Annotated in this window: 22 protein-coding genes and 1 riboswitch; of the genes, 12 read left to right on the forward strand and 10 right to left on the reverse strand. The window is 44.2% G+C overall.

Annotated elements, in window-relative coordinates; translation table 11 throughout:
• Positions 1-188: 188 nt before the first annotated feature.
• Complete coding sequence (gene clpS / locus NL647_RS11400; RefSeq protein WP_005427554.1) at positions 189-509, forward strand: ATP-dependent Clp protease adapter ClpS; 321 nt, start codon at positions 189-191, stop codon at positions 507-509.
• A 48-nt stretch (positions 510-557) separates the two neighbouring features.
• A complete protein-coding gene (gene clpA / locus NL647_RS11405; RefSeq protein ID WP_005449844.1) occupies positions 558-2,828 on the forward strand; it encodes an ATP-dependent Clp protease ATP-binding subunit ClpA in 2,271 nt (756 codons plus the stop codon).
• Between the two features lie 346 nt (positions 2,829-3,174).
• Here the strand turns inward: clpA and infA are convergent, their stop codons facing one another.
• The 3 genes from infA to aat form a co-directional block, all read right to left on the reverse strand.
• Positions 3,175-3,393: a translation initiation factor IF-1 gene (infA, locus tag NL647_RS11410; protein ID WP_001040192.1), complete on the reverse strand. Its 219-nt coding sequence runs from the start codon at positions 3,391-3,393 to the stop codon at positions 3,175-3,177.
• Positions 3,394-3,473: 80 nt separating this feature from the next.
• Positions 3,474-4,175 (reverse strand): arginyltransferase, encoded by a 702-nt coding sequence (locus NL647_RS11415; RefSeq protein ID WP_029789002.1) that lies wholly within the window; start codon positions 4,173-4,175, stop codon positions 3,474-3,476.
• On the reverse strand, positions 4,172-4,882 hold the full coding sequence (gene aat, locus NL647_RS11420) for a leucyl/phenylalanyl-tRNA--protein transferase (protein ID WP_005450374.1): 711 nt from the start codon (positions 4,880-4,882) through the stop codon (positions 4,172-4,174). Before aat ends, NL647_RS11415 begins: the two co-directional genes overlap by 4 nt.
• A 41-nt stretch (positions 4,883-4,923) precedes the next feature.
• On the opposite strand from aat, the gene NL647_RS11425 reads away from it, so the two are divergent.
• Positions 4,924-5,400, forward strand: coding sequence for a glycine zipper 2TM domain-containing protein (locus tag NL647_RS11425; RefSeq protein WP_005450372.1), 477 nt, complete (start codon positions 4,924-4,926; stop codon positions 5,398-5,400).
• Between the two features lie 339 nt (positions 5,401-5,739).
• Positions 5,740-7,020, forward strand: a complete 1,281-nt coding sequence (aroA, locus tag NL647_RS11430; protein WP_005450370.1) for a 3-phosphoshikimate 1-carboxyvinyltransferase — start codon at positions 5,740-5,742, stop codon at positions 7,018-7,020.
• Positions 7,021-7,085: 65 nt separating this feature from the next.
• Here the strand turns inward: aroA and NL647_RS11435 are convergent, their stop codons facing one another.
• Entirely contained in the window at positions 7,086-7,334 is a 249-nt protein-coding gene (locus NL647_RS11435) for a YciN family protein (RefSeq protein WP_005450369.1), read from the reverse strand.
• Between the two features lie 479 nt (positions 7,335-7,813).
• On the opposite strand from NL647_RS11435, the gene topA reads away from it, so the two are divergent.
• From topA to NL647_RS11455, 4 genes are all read left to right on the forward strand, one after another.
• The gene (gene topA, locus NL647_RS11440; protein WP_029789004.1) at positions 7,814-10,444 is read left to right on the forward strand and encodes a type I DNA topoisomerase; all 2,631 of its coding nucleotides are present in this window, start codon (positions 7,814-7,816) and stop codon (positions 10,442-10,444) included.
• 532 nt (positions 10,445-10,976) lie between these two features.
• Positions 10,977-12,194: a glucose-1-phosphate adenylyltransferase gene (gene glgC, locus NL647_RS11445; protein WP_005450367.1), complete on the forward strand. Its 1,218-nt coding sequence runs from the start codon at positions 10,977-10,979 to the stop codon at positions 12,192-12,194.
• On the forward strand, positions 12,184-13,641 hold the full coding sequence (glgA, locus tag NL647_RS11450; protein ID WP_253650161.1) for a glycogen synthase GlgA: 1,458 nt from the start codon (positions 12,184-12,186) through the stop codon (positions 13,639-13,641). Before glgC ends, glgA begins: the two co-directional genes overlap by 11 nt.
• Before the next feature lie 122 nt (positions 13,642-13,763).
• Positions 13,764-14,567, forward strand: a complete 804-nt coding sequence (locus NL647_RS11455) for an alpha/beta fold hydrolase (protein WP_005450365.1) — start codon at positions 13,764-13,766, stop codon at positions 14,565-14,567.
• Positions 14,568-14,599: 32 nt separating this feature from the next.
• On the opposite strand, the gene NL647_RS11460 is transcribed toward NL647_RS11455, so the two are convergent.
• The 5 genes from NL647_RS11460 to torD all read right to left on the reverse strand — a co-directional run bounded on the left by NL647_RS11460 (position 14,600) and on the right by torD (position 18,901).
• Complete coding sequence (locus NL647_RS11460; protein ID WP_005450364.1) at positions 14,600-14,917, reverse strand: DUF2007 domain-containing protein; 318 nt, start codon at positions 14,915-14,917, stop codon at positions 14,600-14,602.
• Positions 14,917-15,606, reverse strand: a complete 690-nt coding sequence (locus tag NL647_RS11465) for a TVP38/TMEM64 family protein (protein ID WP_005450359.1) — start codon at positions 15,604-15,606, stop codon at positions 14,917-14,919. Before NL647_RS11465 ends, NL647_RS11460 begins: the two co-directional genes overlap by 1 nt.
• 120 nt (positions 15,607-15,726) lie before the next feature.
• Positions 15,727-16,317 (reverse strand): TfoX/Sxy family DNA transformation protein, encoded by a 591-nt coding sequence (locus NL647_RS11470; RefSeq protein ID WP_005450356.1) that lies wholly within the window; start codon positions 16,315-16,317, stop codon positions 15,727-15,729.
• Positions 16,318-16,433: 116 nt separating this feature from the next.
• Positions 16,434-16,523, reverse strand: a riboswitch (cyclic di-GMP riboswitch).
• 279 nt (positions 16,524-16,802) lie between these two features.
• Positions 16,803-17,807: an HTH-type transcriptional repressor PurR gene (purR, locus tag NL647_RS11475; protein ID WP_005450353.1), complete on the reverse strand. Its 1,005-nt coding sequence runs from the start codon at positions 17,805-17,807 to the stop codon at positions 16,803-16,805.
• Positions 17,808-18,253: 446 nt separating this feature from the next.
• Positions 18,254-18,901 (reverse strand): molecular chaperone TorD, encoded by a 648-nt coding sequence (gene torD, locus NL647_RS11480; protein ID WP_009698288.1) that lies wholly within the window; start codon positions 18,899-18,901, stop codon positions 18,254-18,256.
• Positions 18,902-19,134: 233 nt separating this feature from the next.
• Here torD and torR point away from each other — a divergent pair, with 233 nt between their 5' ends.
• Positions 19,135-19,848: a two-component system response regulator TorR gene (torR, locus tag NL647_RS11485; RefSeq protein WP_005450350.1), complete on the forward strand. Its 714-nt coding sequence runs from the start codon at positions 19,135-19,137 to the stop codon at positions 19,846-19,848.
• A gap of 80 nt (positions 19,849-19,928) precedes the next feature.
• Here torR and elyC read toward each other — a convergent pair whose 3' ends face one another.
• Positions 19,929-20,720, reverse strand: a complete 792-nt coding sequence (gene elyC / locus NL647_RS11490; RefSeq protein ID WP_005450349.1) for an envelope biogenesis factor ElyC — start codon at positions 20,718-20,720, stop codon at positions 19,929-19,931.
• A 114-nt stretch (positions 20,721-20,834) separates the two neighbouring features.
• Between elyC and cmoM the strand changes: the two genes are divergently transcribed.
• The 3 genes from cmoM to mukE are packed head-to-tail and all read left to right on the forward strand — an operon-like array spanning position 20,835 to position 23,672.
• Positions 20,835-21,626, forward strand: coding sequence for a tRNA uridine 5-oxyacetic acid(34) methyltransferase CmoM (gene cmoM, locus NL647_RS11495; protein WP_009698287.1), 792 nt, complete (start codon positions 20,835-20,837; stop codon positions 21,624-21,626).
• A gap of 2 nt (positions 21,627-21,628) precedes the next feature.
• On the forward strand, positions 21,629-22,966 hold the full coding sequence (gene mukF, locus NL647_RS11500) for a chromosome partition protein MukF (RefSeq protein ID WP_009698286.1): 1,338 nt from the start codon (positions 21,629-21,631) through the stop codon (positions 22,964-22,966).
• Positions 22,947-23,672, forward strand: a complete 726-nt coding sequence (gene mukE, locus NL647_RS11505) for a chromosome partition protein MukE (RefSeq protein WP_009698285.1) — start codon at positions 22,947-22,949, stop codon at positions 23,670-23,672. Before mukF ends, mukE begins: the two co-directional genes overlap by 20 nt.

A 23,672-nucleotide genomic window follows, 5' to 3' on the forward strand; every position in this document is an offset into this window, starting at 1 on the left:
TCTAAGAGATAAAAATCTTTTATTTGCGCGCCTGCCGGAGGTGCATTAGTCTCTATATGAGGACGCAAATTTTATCTATCAAAATCGAATTAGGTGTCATATCTCACTACACCGCACGGCATGCTTATGGTAGATTGTTTTTATAGGTCGAAAACATCAACCCTTTGATACGATATCTTTGAATTGCCATGAGTAAAAATTTTGAATGGGTGACTCCAGACTCAGATCTTCTGGAGCGAGAAAGTACAAAAGTTCAGCCGCCAAAGCTATACAACGTTGTACTCAATAATGATGACTATACACCTATGGATTTCGTCATAGAGGTGCTTGAGCGATTCTTTTCACATGATATTGATAAAGCAACGCAAATCATGCTCAAGATTCACTATGAAGGAAAGGCAATTTGTGGCACATACAGTGCAGAAATTGCCGAAACAAAAGTAGCGCAAGTGACGATGTACTCAAGGGAAAATGAGCATCCGCTACTATGTACTATGGAGCAAGCGTAATAAGAAGACTTGCTCGAGCAACCAAAGTTGTTCTTTCGGGAGGTACTTATGCTAAATAAAGAACTAGAGTCAAGCCTTAACGGTGCATTCGCTCGTGCACGTGACAAACGCCACGAGTTCATGACTGTCGAACACCTCCTACTTGCATTATTGGAGAATGATGCAGCTAAGGAAGCCCTTCTAGCCTGCAAAGCGGACCTTGATGCTTTGCGTAACGAACTCGATATTTTTATCGACCAAACAACGCCGCTCATCCCAGAAAGCGATGAGACGCGCGAAACCCAGCCGACATTGAGTTTCCAGCGTGTACTTCAACGCGCCGTCTTCCATGTTCAGTCGTCTGGTCGAAGCGAAGTGACCGGGGCAAACGTTCTTGTTGCTATTTTTAGTGAGCAAGAGTCTCACGCCGCTTATCTGCTGAAAAAGAATGATATCTCTCGTTTGGATATCGTTAACTTTATCTCTCATGGTATTACCAAAGCTTCTGGTTCAAGCGAAGACTCTTCTTCGTCCGACTCTTTTGGCTCGGAAGCGCCTGAAGAAACCAACCCAGAAGAACGTTTAGAAAGCTTTGCTACAAATCTAAACCAAGTTGCAAAAGCCGGTAATATCGACCCTCTTATTGGTCGTGATAAAGAGCTAGAGCGTACAATCCAAGTTCTTTGTCGCCGCCGCAAAAATAACCCATTACTTGTGGGTGAAGCTGGCGTAGGTAAAACCGCGATTGCCGAAGGTCTCGCTTGGAGAATCGTTGAGGGGCAGGTTCCTGAAGTGATTCAAAACAGTGTGATTTACTCGCTGGACATTGGTTCTTTACTCGCTGGTACTAAATACCGTGGTGATTTCGAGAAGCGATTTAAGTCTGTGTTAAAGCAGCTAGAGAAAGAGGAAGACGCGATCCTGTTTATCGATGAAATTCATACCATCATCGGTGCGGGTGCCGCTTCTGGTGGTCAAGTCGATGCCGCTAACCTGATCAAGCCTCTACTAAGTAGTGGTAAGTTGCGTTGTATCGGTTCAACGACGTACCAAGAGTACAGCAACATCTTTGAGAAAGAGCGTGCATTGTCCCGTCGTTTCCAAAAGATCGATGTGGTAGAGCCTTCTCTGGATGATACAACCAAAATTCTAATTGGTTTGAAACCTAAGTATGAAGCGCACCACGAAGTACGTTATACCAACAAAGCGCTGCGTGCAGCGGTAGAGCTGTCAGCGAAGTACATCAACGAGCGTCACTTGCCAGACAAAGCGATCGACGTTATTGATGAAGCAGGCGCCCGCAGTCGTCTAGCGCCAGCAAGTCGTCGTAAAAAGACCGTTGGTGTTGCAGACATCGAAGCGATGGTCGCTAAGATGGCACGTATTCCAGAGAAATCAGTATCATCTTCAGATAAAGACATTCTGAAGAATCTGGATGACAAGATGAAGATGCTTGTGTTCGGTCAAGATACGGCAATCGATGCACTGTCAGAAGCAATCAAGCTATCTCGTGCTGGTCTTGGAGTGGATAACAAACCCGTTGGCTCATTCCTGTTTGCAGGTCCAACAGGCGTTGGTAAAACAGAAGTTACCGTTCAGCTTTCTAAACTGCTAGGCATTGAGCTACTGCGCTTTGATATGTCTGAATATGGTGAGCGTCACTCGGTCAGTCGCTTGATTGGTGCGCCTCCAGGTTATGTTGGCTACGACCAAGGTGGTCTATTGACGGATGCGGTGATTAAACATCCTCATTCGGTCGTGCTGCTTGATGAGATTGAAAAAGCACACCCGGATATCTTTAATTTGCTACTGCAAGTGATGGATAACGGTACGCTAACGGACAACAACGGTCGCAAAGCGGACTTCCGCAACGTGATCCTTGTAATGACCACGAACGCAGGTGTAGCTGAAACTGAGAAGAAATCAATCGGTCTTATCCAACAAGACAACAGTCATGATGCGATGGCGGAAATCAAAAAGGTATTTACCCCTGAGTTCCGTAACCGTCTAGACAATATCATTTGGTTCAATAGCCTAGATGAAACGGTTATCCATCAAGTGGTTGATAAGTTCATCGTGGAGCTACAAGTGCAACTGGACGCTCGTGGTGTGTCGATGGAAGTATCGCAAGATGCGCGTCATTGGTTGGCTCACAAAGGGTACGACAAAGCGATGGGAGCTCGCCCTATGGGACGTGTTATCCAAGAGCAGCTTAAGAAACCTTTGGCGAATGAACTTCTATTTGGATCACTGGTTGATGGTGGTACAGTGAAAGTTACGTTGGTGAAAGACGAGCTTAAGTTTGAGTACTTAAGTGAGAAAGAAGCTGCGCTTCACTAAGCTTAGGTCTTGTTGAGTTCTAAAAGCGTGCGCTTAGTCGTGCGCTTTTTTATGCCTGCTACATATTCTCAATTAACTTCAATGAGCTTGGTTCAGCGAGAATGACTTGATTTGAAGGCAGGCAACTATTTGAAACGCTGGCTATTTCGCTTCATTGTCTTCCTTGCTTACTTTCGGTAAACAGAGAATCAAAGATAACGCTTTGAATCCTGTAACTTGAAGTCACTTGAGTATAGCTTGTAGCGTGAATTGAATTCCCAAAGCCAGACTGGTTTTTAAAGCAAATGACAAGCAATAAAAAACGGAGCTACGAGCTCCGTTTTTTATTGTATTCGAAAATCAGAGATTAACGAGCACGGAAGACGATGCGGCCTTTAGATAGGTCGTATGGAGTCATCTCTACAGTTACTTTATCACCAGTAAGGATACGGATGTAGTTCTTACGCATCTTGCCAGAGATATGTGCAGTCACAACGTGACCGTTTTCAAGTTCAACGCGGAACATAGTGTTTGGTAGAGTGTCAAGCACAGTGCCTTGCATCTCAATTACGTCTTCTTTAGCCATTTAATCCTCTTTAGAAATTAGGCGGTATTAGCGGGCTAATTTTGCCGCTAAACAGTAATTATGTAAAGTTGGGGCGTATTCTACCCTTGCCAACGCTGATTTACTAGCCTTTGGTGTCTCTGAAAGCGAGTTTTGTAGTTCATCGCCGGACATTCATCGATTTGATACCCTAGATACAGCCAATGTTTGTTGTGCTGTCGGCAGTATTCTAGCTGGAAAAGCACGCCTAAGGTCCCGAGAGACAAAGGATAACCTGGGTCAAAGAAGGTGTAAAACGCACTCGCACAATGCTCCATAATATCAGTGACAGCAACGGCTACTAGGCGCGCTTCGTCATCATAAACATGAAGAAAGCCAGTCGTTAACCATGTTGTTTGAGCAAATCGCGCGAACTCGTCTTCCCGAGGTGGATACATAGTACCATTTTGGTGCCGTTCGCAAATATAACGGCTGTAGAGTTCAAACCAATTTGAATCGAGCTCAGGTTTCATCTCCCAATGCAGTGCCTTTCCTTTGTTTAGCAAACGTTTCTGGCTTTTGGATGCTACGAAATCCGGTACTGCGATTCGGATTGGTTGACAAGCACTACAGTGCTGACAATGCGGCTTGTAAATGGTGTCTCCACTTCTGCGGAAACCATTAGCCATCAATACTTGATAGCTTTGCTCTGTATGCAAATCAGCATCAAGAGCTACTGCCACACGCTCTTCACGCTCAGGTAAATAGCTGCATGGATGGTTGTTGGTTAACCCAATACGAATATGTTGGAGATCTGTGCTCATGATACCGCGCCCTGCAAAATCTGTGGCTCAAACGTGCCCAAATCGGTTTTCTTATCTCTTAAAGATAGTAGTTTTTGTATGAAATCGTCGCGTTGGAGTTCAAATGCACCAAGCGATGCTAGGTGTGGGTTCATCACCTGACAATCAATCAATTGACCTTGATTTGACGCCAAGTGTTCGCACAGATACCACAATGCGATTTTTGAAGCATTGTCTTTGAGGCTAAACATCGACTCACCACAAAAAAGTCGACCGACGCTAATACCATATAGACCGCCAATTAATTGATCGTCGTGCCATACTTCTACTGAGTGACAATGACCACGCTTTGCAAGCTCGATATAAGAAGCTTGCATCTCGTCATTGAGCCAAGTCTCTTCCGCAGGGCGGGTGGAAGAGCAAAACTGAATGACACGTTCGGTTGCGTTGTTTAACGTTACTTTATACTGTTGTTTACGCTGAAACTTTTTCAAACTCTTGGAAGGCGTAAAGGTCAAAGGATCGAAAACAGCTCGTGGTGATGGACTCCACCAGAGAATTGGCTCTCCGGGACCATACCAAGGGAAAATGCCTTGTTGATAGCCACATAGGATGCGGTCGGGGTTAAGGTCGCCACCAAACGCCAATAAACCGTTTGGATCGCTCAGCGCATCATAGGGAGATGGAAAAGAGAGCGAATCATCAAGTTCAGTTAAATAGATAGCCATAAAGAGAAGTTTACCAACATCAGAGCCTATAGGAGCTTATTATGAGCAGAGAAAGACTTAATATAAAACGATGGGCATGGATCATACTGTTTTTGCCATTTTTCGCCAATGCAGCTTATGAAAGAAATGTAGCAAAACCAGTCAATCAAGTGGTGTATGGCAAAGTCGATTCTGTGCGATACATAACTCAACAAGAAGTAAAGCAATCACAAAGTAACGGTTGGGAAACGCTTCTTGGTGCCACAATTGGTGGTCTAGTTGGCAACCAATTTGGTGGTGGCACAGGTAGAGAAGTCGCAACTGCCGTGGGCGCACTCGCGGGGGCCGCAGTCGTTCGAAATCGAAATAACTACGAATACACGGTTGAGTATAAATTGGTTGAGCTGCTAATTAAGGTTGATGGCAACAAACTTATCAACGTCATTCAAGACGTTGATAATAGTATGCTGTTTAACCGTGGTGATGATGTACGCATTCTGTATTTTGATGATGGTGTCAGGGTTGATATTGCGTATTAGATATTTCTAAGTAACCTCGAGATGTTTGGGGTAGCGACAATGGCTTGGTTTGTTAGCGTGGTTAGGATTTGAAGGTTCAGTGGAGCCAAGCCAAAAGTTGGCAACCAATACACTGCGTTGTTTTCTTTGCTCTCGAGTCAATGACAACGGTCTGAACCATGCATCTTGATGTCACTTGGGTATATGTTTGTACTGCAAAAACGAAGTTGACTAATTATTCAAAAATTAGCGTAGATTTGCTCTGGTTTTGTGGTGGCTTTTTCGTTAGTCTGAATTCACGAAGAATTGTTTAGCTCTCAAAAATTGTGAAGTGAGAGCACAAAGGATTAACAACTTTTAATGGAAAGCCTAACGTTACAACCTATCAATAAAATTCAAGGGGAAGTGAACCTTCCTGGATCAAAAAGCGTTTCCAATCGAGCTTTGCTTCTTGCCGCTCTAGCAAAAGGCACGACTCGGTTGACCAACCTTCTCGACAGCGACGATATTCGCCACATGTTGAACGCTCTGACTAAGCTTGGTGTTCAGTATCAGTTGTCCGAGGACAAGACAGAATGTGTCGTAGAGGGGCTTGGTCGTCCATTTTCTGTTTCTGAACCTGTTGAGCTATTTTTGGGTAACGCAGGTACAGCAATGCGCCCATTGGCAGCAGCCTTGTGCTTAGGTGAAGGTGAATACGTTCTTACTGGCGAACCTCGCATGAAAGAACGCCCAATTGGTCACTTAGTGACAGCCTTAAAAGCAGCAGGCGCTGACGTCGAATATCTAGAGAACGAAAACTACCCACCGCTGAAAATCACTGGTACTGGACTTAAGTCTGGCTCTGTATCGATTGATGGTTCAATCTCTAGCCAATTTCTGACAGCGTTTTTAATGTCAGCACCGCTGGCTGATGGTGAGATTCGCATCAATATTGACGGTGAGTTGGTTTCTAAACCATACATCGACATTACACTCCATATCATGAAGCAGTTTGGTGTCAACGTAATCAACAATGATTACCAAGAGTTTGTGATTCCAGCTGGTCAGCAATATATCGCTCCGGGTGATTTTTTGGTGGAAGGTGATGCTTCTTCTGCTTCTTACTTTTTGGCCGCAGCTGCCATCAAGGGTGGTGAAGTAAAAGTAACCGGTATTGGTAAGAACAGCATTCAGGGAGATATCCAATTCGCTGATGCACTTGAAAAAATGGGTGCAGAAATCGAATGGGGTGATGATTACGTCATTTCTCGTGTTGGTCAGTTAAAAGGCATCGATATGGATTATAACCATATCCCTGATGCAGCAATGACTATTGCAACGACAGCGCTTTTTGCTGAAGGTACAACCGCAATTCGCAATGTATACAACTGGCGCGTAAAGGAAACGGATCGTCTTTCAGCGATGGCGACTGAGCTTCGTAAAGTCGGTGCTGAGGTGGAAGAGGGTGAGGACTACATCATCGTGAAGCCAGTCCCTAAGCTTACGCACGCAGCGATTGATACTTACGATGATCACCGCATGGCGATGTGTTTTTCATTAGTGGCACTGAGTGATACTCCAGTGACGATTAACGACCCTAAATGTACGTCAAAGACCTTCCCAGACTACTTCGATAAGTTAAAGGCACTAAGCTGCTAATTCGCCTTATTGAAAGTGAAAAGCCAGAGTAGAGACTCTGGCTTTTTTATTGGAATTTGAAGCGCTTACTTGTTCAATGTGAACTCTTTTGAAAGGTGATGCGCTAGGTACTTAAACATATTGAAAACCGCAGTAGTGTTGGTTGTCGGCAGACCTTTTTCATCTAAGAAGTACTCACCTTTAAACACCAAAACACCGTCTTTTTCTTCTACACTTGTTGCGCGCATGCCTTCAATGTAGTCATCGTGCTCTTGGATGATTTGGTTCGCAATTAAAAGAAGGTCGAACTCTTCAATGTGTTTTCTATCAGACATACCATTCTCGTCATTCAATGAAACTTTAAGTGGGGGCAGTATACCCACAATTGTGAAGGGTTTGCATACTAAAAACAGTGATTGCGTGTTTTACGAACGTCACACGTTAATATAGAGGGAGTAGCGAAGCGATTCTCATCTGCAAATAGCCGATATTTCACTGGCATAACTTAAGCTTACGTTCTGATCGCGTAAGACAAATTATTTTGTGATGAGAGACAAAATTTATCGAATTCGACTAGCGAGAGGAAACTTTGCCTGCTTAGTATATGCCGCTCAAGACCTTTTGCAGTACCCTGCCTCGTCAAAGTACAAAGGCGATGAATTGTCAACCAATCGGATCTGAATTTCAAAAAAGCAGTTGATCTTCTTTTCATCTCGCACAATAGTAAAAAAAGAAGCAATGAAATAGAACATTATGCGGGTAGCTTCCTTTGGGCTAGTTACCCGCATTATTATGAAGGACGTTAGAGTCAGTTATGGGTAAATCGCTCGTTATAGTGGAGTCACCAGCCAAGGCTAAGACGATAAATAAATACCTTGGTAAAGACTTTATTGTTAAGTCTAGTGTTGGTCACGTGCGTGATCTGCCTACGGCCGGTCAAAGCACTGGTGAGAAAAAAGCCGCAGCCATTTCTACTAAAGGAATGAGCCCGGAAGAAAAAGCGCGTGTCAAAAAAGAAAAAGACCGTAAAGCTCTAATCAAAAAAATGGGGATTAACCCATATCATGACTGGGATGCGAATTACCAAATCCTTCCAGGCAAAGAAAAAGTCGTTAGCGAACTGCAAAAATTAGCCAAAGATGCTGATTACGTTTATCTCGCAACCGATTTAGACCGCGAGGGGGAAGCAATCGCATGGCACCTTCGTGAGATCATCGGTGGCGATGAAGAGCGATACAAACGCGTAGTGTTTAACGAGATCACGAAGAATGCAATCCAGCAAGCTTTCCAGACGCCTGGTGAGCTAAACATGGATGGTGTTAACGCACAGCAAGCACGTCGATTCATGGACCGTGTAGTAGGTTTCATGGTTTCTCCATTGCTATGGAAGAAAGTGGCGCGTGGTCTGTCTGCTGGTCGTGTACAATCAGTAGCGGTTAAACTACTGGTTGAGCGCGAGCGTGAAATCAACGCTTTCATTCCAGAAGAATTCTGGGATATCAACGCAAATACGCACACAAAAGATAAGACGGCGTTCAAACTGCTTGTTGCGCAGAAAGATGGCGTTGCGTTTAAGCCAGTTAACGAGGCTGAAACCAAGGCGGCGATGTCGGTACTGGAAAACGCAAGCTACGAAGTATGTAAGCGTGAAGACCGCCCAACGAAAAGTAAGCCGTCTGCACCATACATTACGTCTACACTTCAGCAAGCAGCGAGTACTCGTTTAGGCTACGGCGTTAAGAAGACAATGATGCTGGCGCAGCGTCTATACGAAGCGGGTTACATCACCTATATGCGTACCGACTCAACCAACTTGAGCGCGGAAGCAGTAGATGCAGTTCGCGGTTTCATCGGTTCTGAGTTTGGTGACAAATACCTTCCAGCTAAACCGCTAACATACGGTAGCAAAGAAGGCGCACAAGAAGCGCACGAAGCAATTCGTCCTTCCGATGTTGCTGTGAAAGCTGAAGACCTACAAGGTGTTGATGCGGACGCACACAAGCTGTACGCGCTGATTTGGAATCAATTCGTTGCGTGTCAAATGACGCCTGCAGAATACGATTCAACCACCATCAGTGTGAAAGCGGCTGAGTACACGCTAAAAGCGAAAGGTCGTATTCTTAAGTTTGACGGTTGGACTCGCGTTCAACGCCCAATGGGTAAAAACGAAGATACGATTCTTCCTGCTGTTCAACTGGGCGATAAGCTAGATCTTGAATCACTAGATCCTAAACAGCACTTTACCAAGCCACCTGCACGTTTCACAGAAGCGGCACTGGTAAAAGAACTTGAGAAGCGCGGCATTGGTCGTCCTTCTACATACGCTTCAATCATCTCTACGATCCAAGATCGCGGCTACGTAAAAGTAGAACAACGTCGTTTCTACGCAGAGAAGATGGGCGAGATTGTTACTGACCGTCTGGATGACAGTTTTAATGATCTAATGAACTACGACTTCACTGCGCGTATGGAGCAGAAGCTTGACCAAATCGCTGAAGGCGATGTGATGTGGAAAGATGTTCTAGATAACTTCTTCACAGACTTCACTGGCGATCTAGAGAAAGCGGAGCAAGACGAGAACGAAGGCGGCATGAAGTTGAATCACATTGTGATGACAGATATCGAGTGTCCGACTTGTAGCCGTCCTATGGGTATTCGTACCGCGTCAACAGGCGTATTCCTAGGCTGTTCTGGTTACGCATTGCCACCTAAAGAGCGTTGCAAGACAACCATCAACTTGGGTGACGAAGACGGTATCATCAACGTTCTAGAAGAAGATGTGGAAACAGCAGCTCTGCGTGCTAAGAAGCGTTGTCCTATCTGTGAAACGGCGATGGACGCATACTTGATCGATGATAAACGCAAGATGCACGTTTGTGGTAACAACCCGAACTGTGAAGGCTACATCGTCGAGCATGGCGAATTCAAAGTGAAAGGCTATGATGGTCCAGTTGTTGAGTGTGACAAGTGTGGTTCTGACATGGTGCTTAAGAACGGTCGCTTCGGTAAATACATGGATTGTACAAGTGAAACGTGTAAGAACACTCGTAAGATCCTTAAGAACGGTGAAGTAGCACCGCCGAAAGAAGATCCAGTTCATTTCCCTGAACTTCCATGTGAAAACTCAGATGCGTACTTTGTTTTACGTGATGGTGCTTCTGGTCTGTTTATGGCTGCGAGTAACTTCCCTAAATCACGTGAGACTCGTGCACCATTAGTTTCTGAACTTGCTCGCTTCGAAGAACGTCTTCCTGAGAAGTTTAAGTATCTGACTACCGCGCCAACTGCGGACCCTGATGGTCGCCCTGCTGTTGTTCGCTTTAGCCGCAAGAGCAAAGAGAACTACGTGCGCACTGAAGACAATGGCAAACCAAGTGGTTGGACGGCATTGTTTATCGATGGTAAGTGGGAAATCACGGACAAGCGCAAAAAAGCGAAAGCATAATCCTAGAGATTGAATCGATAAGGCAGCTCATACGCTGCCTTATTTTTTACCTGCTATTTTATAATTCATTCATTTCACCAATCATTTTTCTTCCATTTTTCACCATTCTTGTTTTCATCCAACGGTCATAGTTTCATCGTATCCTGTCGCAAAACTGCACTTGTGTAGTTAATCGGTTTGTAAATTGTTTTCACAATGTAATCGTTTGCGTCCCATTGTGTGATCAAGATACCGTATTGAGTAAGCAACATCTGTACACTACACGGAATGGCATATTTTAAATTGTAATTTAGTTCCAGTTCGATAACTTATTAGACAGATAATGCAACTGTATGCTGTTATTTAGCGCCGAAAATAAAGAATAACTAAGGCGTGTGCGTACGAGGATGTGCAATAGCTTTTTCAGTTCGTATTGTGAGGGTTCATAGAAACTCATCAGTATGGACGTATTAACGTATTCGCTTGACTCCCCGAGTTCTGCTCATATCAAGCGAGTACCAGTTCCAAGCTATAACTATATGGAGAACAACGAATGGCTGGTGTTTTGGGAATGATTCTTGCTGGCGGTGAAGGCTCTCGCTTGAGACCTTTAACGGAATCCCGCAGTAAACCTTCGGTCCCTTTCGGCGGAAGTTACCGACTTATTGATTTCGCTCTGAATAACTTTGTAAATGCGGATTTAATGCGCATTTACGTCCTTACTCAATTCAAATCTCAATCTCTATTCCACCACTTGAAGAAAGGGTGGAACATCAATGGCATCACCGACCGCTTTATCGACCCAATTCCTGCGCAGATGCGTACAGGCAAGCGTTGGTATGAAGGAACGGCAGATGCTATCTACCAAAACCTGCGTTTTATGGAGTTGGCAGAACCTGATCAAGTATGTATCTTTGGTTCCGATCATATCTATAAAATGGACATTAAACAGATGTTGGCTTTCCACCAAGAGAAAGAGGCTTCGCTAACGGTTTCAGCGCTAAGAATGCCGCTATCTGAAGCGTCTCAATTTGGTGTTATCGAAGTAGACAACGAAGGTCGCATGATTGGCTTTGAAGAAAAGCCAGCTAATCCGAAATCTATCCCAGGTGATCCAGAGCACGCACTCGTGTCTATGGGTAACTATATCTTCGAAGCTCAGACACTGTTTGCCGAACTTATTGAAGATGCTGATAACGAAGCGTCAACGCACGACTTTGGTAAAGACATTATTCCTAAAATGTTCCCGCGTGGTGATGTGTTTGTTTATGACTTCAGTACCAACCGCATCACGGGTGAGAAAGAAGAAGTATATTGGCGCGATGTAGGTACGATTGATGCGTACTGGCAAGCTCATATGGATCTTCTTGAGAAAGACGCACCGTTCTCTCTATACAACCGCAAATGGCCACTTCATACTTATTACCCACCATTGCCACCAGCGACATTTACTGACTCTGTTAATGGTCGAGTTCAGATCATCGATAGCTTGGTATGTAACGGTAGCTACGTGCGTGGTTCACGTATTGAAAAATCAGTATTAGGTTTCCGTAGCAACATTGCTTCGGCGTGTGACATCAGCCAGTGTATTTTGCTCGGTGATGTGAAAGTCGGGGAAGGTTGTGTGCTTCGTCGCGTGATTGTAGATAAAGACGCAGATATTGCGCCGGGTACGCAAATTGGTGTAAATCTACAAGAAGATAAGAAACACTACCATGTGTCAGATGATGGCATCGTTGTAATTCCAAAAGGAGCACGTGTTGGCTACTAACAATTTGTCTGTTCTGTTTGTAGCGTCTGAAGTCGACGGACTAATTAAAAGTGGTGGCTTGGCTGATGTAGCCAAGGCACTGCCGGAAGCCCTTCAAAATCTTCAGCAAGATGTACGAATTTCTATTCCAGCCTATACTGGCATTGAGCAACTATCGGAAGCGGAAACGGTTCTAGAAACAGAGTTAACGAGTTGGCCGCATACGGCGTACCGAGTGCTTAAGTTAACGCTTGGGGATAATCCAGTTTACTTAATTGATTGTCCGCCGTATTTCAATCGTCCTTCTATGTACGCCGAAAACAACCAAGCTTATACAGACAATGGTGAACGCTTTGCATTCTTTAGTGCAGCGTGTTTGGACATGTTACCTAAGCTTGGCTTCCAGCCGGACATTGTTCACGCTAATGACTGGCATACAGGATTAGTCCCATTCTTGCTCAAACATCGATACGGCAATGAAGCCTTCTTTGCAAACACTCGCAGCGTTATTTCAATTCACAACGCGGTGTTCAAAGGGGTATTTAGTTACGACGATGTTCAATGCCTTCCAGAGTTCCATAGTCGAAATGTGCCTGATGCTGCCGTCAGTGCCACTCACATCACCATGCTCAAAGCGGGGGTGATGAATGCAGACAAAATCAATGCAGTAAGCCCGACTTACGCAGAAGAGCTTAAGACCGAGCTAGGTAGTCATGGTATGGCGTGGGAGTTTCAACAACGCGCTGACGATTTAGTGGGTATTCTAAATGGTTGTGATTACAGTGCGTGGAATCCAGAAACGGACTCTAGTTTACCGTTGAACTACAAAGCGAACCGACAAAGCATGGTGCGTGGCAAAAACGCTTGTAAGAGAGCCCTACAAGAAAAGCTGGGTCTTGAAGCATCTGATTGCGCTATGTTTGGTATGGTTTGCCGTTTAACGCAACAAAAAGGCGTGCATTATTTGCTACCAGCATTGGCTGACTTCCTCAAACATGATGTTCAAGTTGTCGTCGTGGGGACTGGCGATCCTATCCTTGCTGCCCAACTGAGAGACGTCTCAGCACAGTTCGCTAATAAGTTGGTTTTTGTGGAAGCATACGATAATGAACTCGCACACCTTGTTGAGGCTGGCTCAGATTTCTTCCTGATGCCTTCAGAATTTGAACCTTGTGGTTTAAATCAGATCTACAGTATGGCTTATGGCACGTTGCCGATTGTTCGTGGTGTAGGCGGTTTGAAAGACAGTGTTAATGACTACGACGCAGATCTTGAAGAAGCCACAGGTTTTGTATTCTATGAGCCAACACCACAAGCGTTGTTATTGACGATGCTAAGGGCACTGTTGCTTTACGCACAGAGTCCGAACGAAGTAAGGCGTGTACAGCTTCATGCAATGCAGAAAGACTTTTGTTGGCGCAAAGCTGCGGAAGAATACTTGCAGTTGTATAGAGCCGCGTTAAATTGACGCAAAATCTTTAAAAAGTGTAACGAAAGGCACCGAATAGGGTGCCTTTATTATCTTACCCATAAGGAGTGTGGTAGCATTTATCCATTCCTGTTCACAAAGAATGTTTTTCATACTGATACATGACTCAGCCACTTTTATTCCATAAAACCTATATACACCCTACTAGCAAAGAGTGGGTCGTTTTCGTGCATGGTGCTGGTGGCAGTTCTTCGATATGGTTTAAGCAGATCAAAGCGTATAAGCAGCACTTTAACTTACTGCTGATCGACCTTCGAGGGCATGGAAAATCTAACCAACTGCTTAAAGAATTGATGACAAGTCGCTATACCTTTACGGCGGTGACTCAAGATATTCTAAAAGTTTTGGATCATCTTAAGATTCAGTCTGCGCACTTTGTCGGTATGTCTTTGGGTACTATTATTGTTCGTAATTTGGCTGAGTTAGCCTCTGAGCGAGTACGCTCTATGGTTCTTGGTGGCGCTGTTACGCGTTTAAATACTCGCTCACAAATCCTGGTGAAGTTAGGTAATCTAGGAAAGCACATTCTGCCTTATATGTGGCTGTACAAGTTGTTTGCCTACATTGTTATGCCGCAAAAAAACCAACGAGAATCACGTCACCTATTTATCCGCGAAGCAAAGAAATTGTGCCAGAAAGAATTCAAACGATGGTTCATCTTAGCCGCTGACGTTAATCCTCTGATGAAATACTTTAAAGATCGTGAACTGCCTATCCCAACATTGTATTTAATGGGTGATAGGGATTACATGTTCATCAAGCCAGTTAAAGAGATGGTTGCGGTACATAAGCAAAGTGTTCTACGCGAGATTCCAGACTGTGGTCATGTGTGCAATGTAGAACGACCTGATGACTTCAATCAACACTCTATCGAGTTCATTAAGCAGCAAAGCTTAGCCGCTTAAACTTAAAATGATTGAAAAGAATAGGGGAGCCTTTAAGGCTCCCCTATTTGATATCCGCATTGCCAACAAGCGCCAAATTGACCTTCATTTTGCTCCGAACATTGTGGGCACTGCCAATCTTGGTAAATAAGCTCTGCTTGTTTTCGATAGTCTTCGACGATGGCTGATGCTTTCAACTGTTGCTCCGGATGTAAAAGCCAAACATACGGGTCAGTATCATCGCTAAAAGGCAGCTCTCCCTTCAATCCGAACATGCCTTCACCTCGCACTTCGCAGGCTATTTGCTCGGTTTTAAGAAGCTCACAAACGATATGAGCTTCAGCCGGATTTTTAGCGATGTATATTTTCATTAAGCGTTTCCATTCTGTACTTGTGCAGGGCGAACCTTATTCATAACCCATTTAGCGATAATAGGGAACAAACCAAGTAGAGCAAACGATGCTAATACGGTTGGTGACACAATTCCAGAAAGACTATCAATGGTTGCTAGCTGTGTACCTGCATTCAGATAAACCGCAGTGCCGGGCAACATACCAATTTGGCTTGTTAAGTAGAATCGAGCAATAGTCATTGGTGTTAGACCCATTAACAAGTTGATTAGGAAAAATGGAAAAACAGGGATTAAGCGTAGCGAAAACAGGTAAAATGCGCCGTCTTTTTCTACACCCTGGTTGATCGCACCTAGCTTGTTTCCAAACTTACTCTGTACCCATTCCCTCAATAGGTAACGGCTGCTTAAAAAAGCGATCGTTGCACCGATTGTGCTGGCAAAAGAAACCAGCAGCAAACTTGTCCAGAAACCAAATAGCGCCGCACCAAGCAAAGTCACCACTGCTGCACCTGGAATCGAAAACGCAGTGATGGCAATGTAAGCAAAGAAATAAGTGGCAGCAGCGAATACGAAGTTTTCGCTAATAAAAGTGTTCAACGCTTCTTGTTGCGCCTTCGCGTTTTCTAGTGTTAGGTATTGACCAAAATTCACGCCTAAAAAGATAATCGTCGCGAGTAGGATCAGTCCTAAAATCAGTTTCTTATTCATATCAATAGCTCCGTTTGGCTTCTTAGATAATAAGACAGAATGGGGCAATAAAAAATTTCAAAAAAAAACCGCAGTTTGAAAACTGCGGTTTTTACTCAATGTCATGCTGATATAAATGCTTTAGGAAAGAGCACTCATCAATTCTTCTCGACGAGACTGAGGTACGACACTCCAATGTGTGCCTTTGATTGCACCTTCTAACGCCCAGAGCAGTTCAAGGCTTACCGTAGAGGCATGCGTATCTTGGATTGCTTTGTATGCGTTTAGCGCGCCTTCTGCTTCAAGTTGCTCTACAGAGTCAATGCCCGCTTTCTTGAGCATACGCTCAGTTGCTAGACGCAGGTTAGGTAGATCTTTCAATCGATTAGGCTTGGTGCTTGCTTGTTGTTTTTTCTCTTGCTTAGCAGTCTCGAGGGATTGCTTGGCAACTTCAATCAAGCGGTCGGTTGTGTCCCAAAGATCATCAGAAATTGCATAGTATTTCGTAACGACTGGGAAACCACGTTTCTTGTAGACGTACGGTTTTAGTCCTTGAGTCTCGAAGTCAGATGAAGTTTGTTGGTCAGCTCGAATATGAAGTTGATTGTTTACGACAAGCGCAAACATCGTTTCATCGGCGAAGAGCCCAAAACCACCAAACATTGAGCGCGACTTGATATTACCAAGTGCCTCAAACAGCTTCATTGAGTCTTTGAGTATCGGTTTATCCATGGTGTGTTATCTCGGTGTAATTAATATTACGCCACCAAAAATCAGGTCCGAGAGATTAGCAAATGCATGCAGACACAATGTCATTAAAGGGTAAACTCACTTAATGCATATTTGCCATCGGTAACCCCGCTACCTTCCATCTAATAAGATGGTTCAGGCCGGAGGCTTTGCGTCCCACCCTTTCGGATGGTTTGCCCTGTGCGTGACTCTTTGAGGATACTTCGTATATTGAATTAACATCACGTTTCAAACGTTGAAGTGTGATCTTGGTTCAGTTAATAGTGGTAATTTGATGTGTAAAGTTTCATATGCTGGAATGTATAATTGTAATACAAAAGGTCTATCAAGGATATGTGCTACCTTGAGTTAAAACAGCAACTTATCTTCGTTCTTTAAATTATTTTTCTGATGAAATGTCCAAAAAAAGTTATTTTTAGGCAATAAAAAAGCGCTCCTAGGAGCGCTTTATAAAATCAAGTGAGAGATCAGTTCAATTTCTTAACTGTATTACGCACAACGATCTCTGGTTGCATTTCGAAAACACGCTTCTCATGCTCTTTATCTTTGATGCGCTCAAGTAGGATCTCAAATGCATTTTTACCCACACGACGTTTTGGTTGGTGAATCGTCGTTAGCGGTGGAGAGAAGTACTCAGCAAGTTCGATATTGTCGTAACCGATAACAGAAATATCGTCTGGTACTTTGATACCGTTTTGTTGTAGGCGGCTCATCAAGCCAAGTGCCATTGTGTCATTGAAACAGAAAACAGCGGTTGGACGTTTGTCCATAGCACTGATGTTATCTGCAGCTAAGACAGCCGTGTCACACTCAAAGTTGCCTTCAAGAATCCAATCTTCGTTAACGGCTAGATTTGCTTCAGCCATCGCACGACGGTAACCCGCAATACGTTCTTGGCAAGCTGCTTTTTCGAAGTGGCCGCTCAGACAAGCAATATCAGTATGACCATTGTCGATCAGGTATTTTGTTGCGATGTAACCGCCTTCTTCTGAGTTATCGATGATCTTGTCTGCTTGTGAGCTTTCAGGACCCCAATCCATGACAACTTTAGGAATGTCTGAATGACGGTCAAGCATCTCTTTTAGCTCTTCCGTAAGGTCAGAACACATTACTAGAATGCCATCTACACGTTTCTCAGCTAGCATGCGGATGTAGTCACGTTGCTTCTCGTAAATACCGCCCGTGTTACATAGGATCAGAGTGTAACCTTGACGGTAACAGTAGCTCTCAACGCCGTCGATTACTTCAGAGAAGAATAGGTTAGTAGATTGAGTAACTAACATACCGATGGTACGAGTTGAGTTGCATTTTAAACTGCGCGCAACGGCACTTGGTGCGTAATTAAGTTCATCCACCGCTTTCATTACTTTTTCTTGAGTTGCTTCAGCAACAAAGCGAGTTTTATTAATTACGTGCGAAACCGTAGTGGTAGAAACGCCGGCTAAGCGAGCAACGTCTTTAATAGTGGCCATAAATGATGTCCTGTATCGAGCTACTGTAAATACCGTAGTGAAGACAACCATACGCTTAGGGTCTTGCACAAACCGAGCAACTGCGAATAGGGGCATTGCTGAGATATTTGGCAGCGGTTGTTCCGAAATCGGTATAAAAAGGTTTGTAGCAACATTTATCGCTGAGTCTCATATTCCTTTCTTATATAAGTGAGGAATTGGTCAGCAATCCTGTTAAGAAAACACAAAAACCGCTTTATTTCAGCGGTTTACATATAAATCATATTTAATCGTTTGCGCTCACATTTTAGACTGATGCGGGCAAGCTGGCAATATTCTAGGCAGTTGTTTTGTGCCCCTGAGGTCACATTTTAACGGCTAAATTGCTTGTATTTCTCTGTGCCAGATTAAAAACAAACGAATAAAATAGGGAGTCTGAATGACAGACTCCCCAAAATAGGTGGCAATTATTCACCAAGAAGGTAGGTGCTGTCCAGTTTACAAAATGCAATTAATAGTTGCGCAACGCTAATGTAGAAACCAAATTCGTCGAATTGCTTACATTTAGCAGCAAACTGTGGCAGCCAAGTCATAAGGTGTTGTTGGATGAACTCGTTCTGTTTTCCGAACGCTTCTTCCATATGTTTATCTTGCTCTAGTTCGTTCGAGCGGATAATCATGTTGCCTAGAAAATCTAGCTCGACCGCTAAGTGGTCCGCTGGTTCTTTCAGATTTTCGTCCACTTGCACGCCAAAGTCTGCCATCAGTTTTTCCATCTCTTCTGCTGGCTTATCATTTAATAAACCAGATTCGCCGATGTACATTGAAGCATAAGGCAGTGCGCCGTGTTTTTCTGTTTTTAGAAAGAGTTCACAGAAGTCCGCTGCTAATTCTAACTGAGCGTCTTCACGGTCTTGTAAACGGTTGAGTGCATCAACAAGGGTATCAACAGCTGGTTTTAGTGATTCGTTTTCACCAAGACCCGCTAAAAAGCTTCGAATTTCAACACTGTGGTAGGTTTCTAGTTCTTTCTCTGTCAGTTCTTTTGCGAACAGGCTAGAAAACCACCAATAGATTTCTGCGCGTTTCTCGTTAAAAGCTTTCACTTCTTGCATTTTTTTGCTCCTGAATGGTTATCCCTTAAGTGTAAACAATTAAGATGAATAGCAGTAACTATAATTGTTATGCATTATTGGAAAATATGCGTATTTGTGAATGGCTGTAAATAAGCTTGCTTTGAATCAATAAAATCGCAAAATCTTGCTTTTTAATGTATCTATGACTAGAAATGTTACTAGTTATGAATAGAATACGTCTTGGAAAATAAAAAAGACAGAAAGTGGTGTAAATGAGCTATCACGTATTAGTCGTAGAAGATGATGTTGTAACTCGCAGTAAGCTCGCGGGCTATTTCCAAAATGAAGGTTACAAAGTCAGTGAAGCAGAAAGCGGCGCAGAGATGCGCGAAGTGCTTCAAGGCGGTGATGTTGACCTAATCATGCTGGATATTAACCTGCCTGGCGAAGACGGCCTTATGCTTACGCGTGAATTACGCAGCCAATCAGATATCGGCATCATATTAGTGACAGGACGCACGGATAGCATTGACAAAATCGTTGGTCTAGAAATGGGCGCAGACGATTATGTGACAAAGCCTTTTGAACTAAGGGAATTATTGGTTCGCGTGAAGAACTTGCTATGGCGCATCTCTGCGGCACGCAGCGGTTCTCAAAAAGCAGCGAACGACACTAATGAAGAACACATTGTGCGCTTCGGTGAGTGGACGTTTGATATTCAGCGTCGAGCTCTAAGCCGTAATGGTGAGCCAGTGAAACTAACCAAAGCTGAATACGAGTTATTGGTTGCACTGTCCTCGTACCCAAATCAGGTACTAAGCCGCGAGCGTATTTTGAATATGATCAGCCACCGAGTGGATGCGCCAAATGATCGTACGATTGACGTACTGATTCGCCGCATGCGCGCTAAGATGGAGTTTGATCCTAAGAACCCACAAATCTTTGTGACGGTTCACGGTGAAGGCTACATGTTTGCTGGTGATTAAATCATACCTAAAGAAAAAGGAGAGCATTGGCTCTCCTTTTTTGTTTCCGCAATTTGACCACTGAATCGTTTTTAAGTGTTTTATGGTTGTTCTACTTCAACCATTGGTGTTTGACCTACGTTATCACGCAACTTTTGCCACAACCCACCTAAATACTCATGCCAATACAATTCGGTTTGTTCTAAGTAACGAGCTTTCGGAGTGTACTTTTGCCATGGCTGTTCAATGTCATCAATTGCCATAAAGTTAGTTGGCGCAGGGATTGGCTTGATACCTGCAGCATTAAACTCGTACAAAGCACGCTTCATATGGCTTGCTGAGGTTACCAGCACAATGTCTTTTTGCTTCACAAAGGCAGCGGCTTGGCGGGCTTCTTCCCATGTGTCTTTAGCGTCTTCGAGAAGGATGATGTCGGACTTTGCGACACCAAGAGAAAGTGCCACGTTAGCCATCATGCGCGCATGACTGATTTCAGATCCACCTGCGTAACCGGACAAAATTAACTTAGCGCCAGGGTACATACGTAAAATACGGATGCCCTCGGTAAGGCGCATTAGCGCTGTACGGCTTAGTTGAGAAGTTGGTGGGATCTCATCATCGACGACATGACCATTACCAAGCACCATGACATAGTCAATGCTACCTGATACAGGTAAAAACGCTTTGTACTCGCGCTCAAGAGGCATCAGAAGCTTGGTTGAAACAGGTTGGAAGGCAACGAGGAAAATGCCGACAAAAGAGAATAGAACAACAAAGCAGCCAGTTTTACGTTTTGTGGTAAAACTAATGAGAGCAAGACCTAACAAGCCTATGATTAGCAATGCCGGAAGCGGCATTAACAAGGCTGACATTACTTTTTTCAGCTCAAACATACATAAATAGTCCGAAAAAACATCAATTGATAATAAAAATGAGGATAACCCTCTTTATTCCTGCTTTCCTTGTGACAGAATAGCGGCACAATCCGTTATGATAACTCAGCAGAAGTGACAGAAGACCGCAATTTCGACGATATCGCCCACAAATTTGCAAAAAATATTTACGGCTCCGATAAAGGGGAGATCCGACAAATCATTGTGTGGGAAGATTTTCTACAGATTCTAAGTGAATTAGACGCCGACCATCAAGCACTACAAGTCCTTGATGCTGGTGGTGGTTTAGCGCAAATGTCGCAAAAGCTTGCTAAGCTCGGACATCATGTCGCTTTGTGTGATCTATCTTCGGAAATGCTGCAACTAGCAAAGCAGGATATTGAAAAAAACGGTTTGCTTGAGCAGTATCGCCTGATTCATTCGCCTGTCCAATCCATTGCTGAACACATGGAAGCGCAGGTGGACCTTGTCATGTTCCATGCCGTTATGGAGTGGTTGGTTGATCCGAAAACCGCACTTGAAACGCTTTTGGAGCAGGTCAAACCGGGGGGCATCGCTTCGGTTATGTTCTATAACCACCACGGCTTGGTCTATAAAAATGTGGTTTGTGGCAACATTCCTCATGTTTTAGACGGCATGCCTCACCGAAAAAGATTTAAACTACAGCCACAAAAAGGGCTAAAACCTGAAGAGGTTTATCAATGGATAGAAGATTCTGGTTTTAGTATTTGTGGTAAATCTGGTATTCGTTCATTCAGTGATTACATAGGTAATATGCAATACATGGGCGATTACGAGTTTGAAGATGTGTTGGCGCTAGAAAAACAACTTTGTCGACAAGAGCCATACCTCTCATTAGGCCGCTATATTCATGTGTGGGCTAAGAAGAACGATAAACAGGAATAACGATGAGTGAGATGACTCTCAATGCTGCAGAGCAACCAATCGATGAGTTGGTTGGCTGGGTAAAGCAGCACGATTTCTCGTTGAACCTGACCACTGAGCGACTGGCATTTTTGATTGCTATCGCTGTATTAAGTAATGAAAGGTTCGATGAAGAATTGGGTGAAGGTGAATTGCACGACGCATTTGCCATCGTCACTCGACTTTTTGATGAGACGGGAGAAGCTTCGGCTTTCCGTGCGAACAATGCCATTAACGAGATGGTTAAGCAGCGTCTTATGAGCCGTTTTGTCAGTGAGATTACTGACGGAGCGAGCATTTACCGCTTGTCGCCATTAGCGATAGGAATTACCGACTACTACGTGCGCCATCGTGAGTTCTCGAAACTGCGCCTTTCTATTCAGTTGTCTATGGTCGCTGATGAAATGGCGAAAGCGATTGAAGCGGCACAAAAAGGTGGCACGCCGGGCCACTGGAAGAAGAACGTGTACGGGATATTGAAATATTCTGTAGGCGAAATCTTCGATCAAATTGATCTCAACCAACGTGTGATGGATGAGCAGCAACAATCTGTGAAACAACAGATTGCTGACCTGCTTAACAAAGACTGGCGTGAAGCAATCAACAACTGTGAAGCGCTTCTGTCAGAAACATCAAGCACGTTGCGTGAACTTCAAGATACGCTGCAAGCTGCCAGTGATGAACTGCAAACTCAGATCCTAGACATTCAAGAGATTGTCTATGGTGACCCTGAGCTTGAGTTTATCGAGGAAGCCTTGTTTGGTCTTCAGATGAAACTGGACCGAATCACAAGCTGGGGCCAGCAAGCGATCGACCTTTGGATTGGCTACGACCGACACGTGCACAAGTTCATCCGTACTGCTATTGATATGGATAAGAACCGTGCTTTTAGCTCGCGTCTACGCCAGTCCGTTAAAGACTACTTTGATTCGCCTTGGTATCTGACTTATGCAGATGCGGAAAGGCTTTCTGACCTTCGTGATGAAGCCCTAGTACTGCGTGATGACGAGGTAACAGGTCAAGTTCCGATGGAAGTGGAATACGAAGAGTTTCAACAAGTCAATGATGAGTTGGCGGAGCGAATTGGTGACATGCTGAAAGCGCATAAAGACCAAGGCGCACCTATTGACTTGAGTGTGGTACTGCGAGATTACCTTGCACAGCACCCTCATACTCATCACTTTGATTTAGCTCGCATTGTCGTTGATCAGGCGGTACGTCTGGGTTATTCAGAATCCGACTACCAAGCTGTTCAGCCAGACTGGAAAGCAATCAACGAATTTGGGGCAAAGGTACAAGCGAATGTCATCGACCGATACTAATGAATACATGTCAGAGAATCTGGCAAAAGCAATTTCTAATCCTCTGTTCCCAGCGCTAGACAGCATGCTTCGAGCAGGGCGTCATGTTTCAAGTGAAGATCTGGACAACCACGCGTTGTTGTCGGATTTCGAACTTGAGCTTTCTTCTTTCTACCAGCGCTACAACACTGAATTGGTGAAAGCGCCAGAAGGTTTCTTCTACCTCCGTCCACGTTCAACGTCTTTGATTGGTCGTAGTGTCCTTTCTGAGCTGGACATGCTGGTGGGTAAGGTACTGTGTTTCCTTTACCTAAGCCCAGAACGTCTTGCGCACGAAGGCATCTTCACTAACCAAGAATTGTACGACGAGCTACTTGCTCTGGCTGATGAAAACAAGCTGATGAAGCTAGTGACGAACCGTGCGACTGGTTCTGACCTTGATAAAGAAAAGCTGTTTGAAAAAGTACGTACGTCACTCCGTCGCCTGCGTCGCCTAGGCATGATCATCAACATCGGTGAAACCGGTAAATTCAGCATCAGTGAAGCAGTATTCCGCTTTGGTGCCGATGTACGTGTTGGCGATGATATGCGTGAAGCGCAGCTACGTCTGATCCGTGATGGTGAAGCGGTAGTGCACACCAAAGAGCCAAGCCAAGGCAGCCTATTGTCTGAAGAAGATCAAGACGACCAAGCCCAAGAAGAAACAACAGAAGAGGGTGAAGCATGA

Origin of the sequence: Vibrio sp. Y29_XK_CS5 (assembly GCF_024181835.1) — a bacterium.
Lineage (GTDB): Bacteria > Pseudomonadota > Gammaproteobacteria > Enterobacterales > Vibrionaceae > Vibrio > Vibrio harveyi.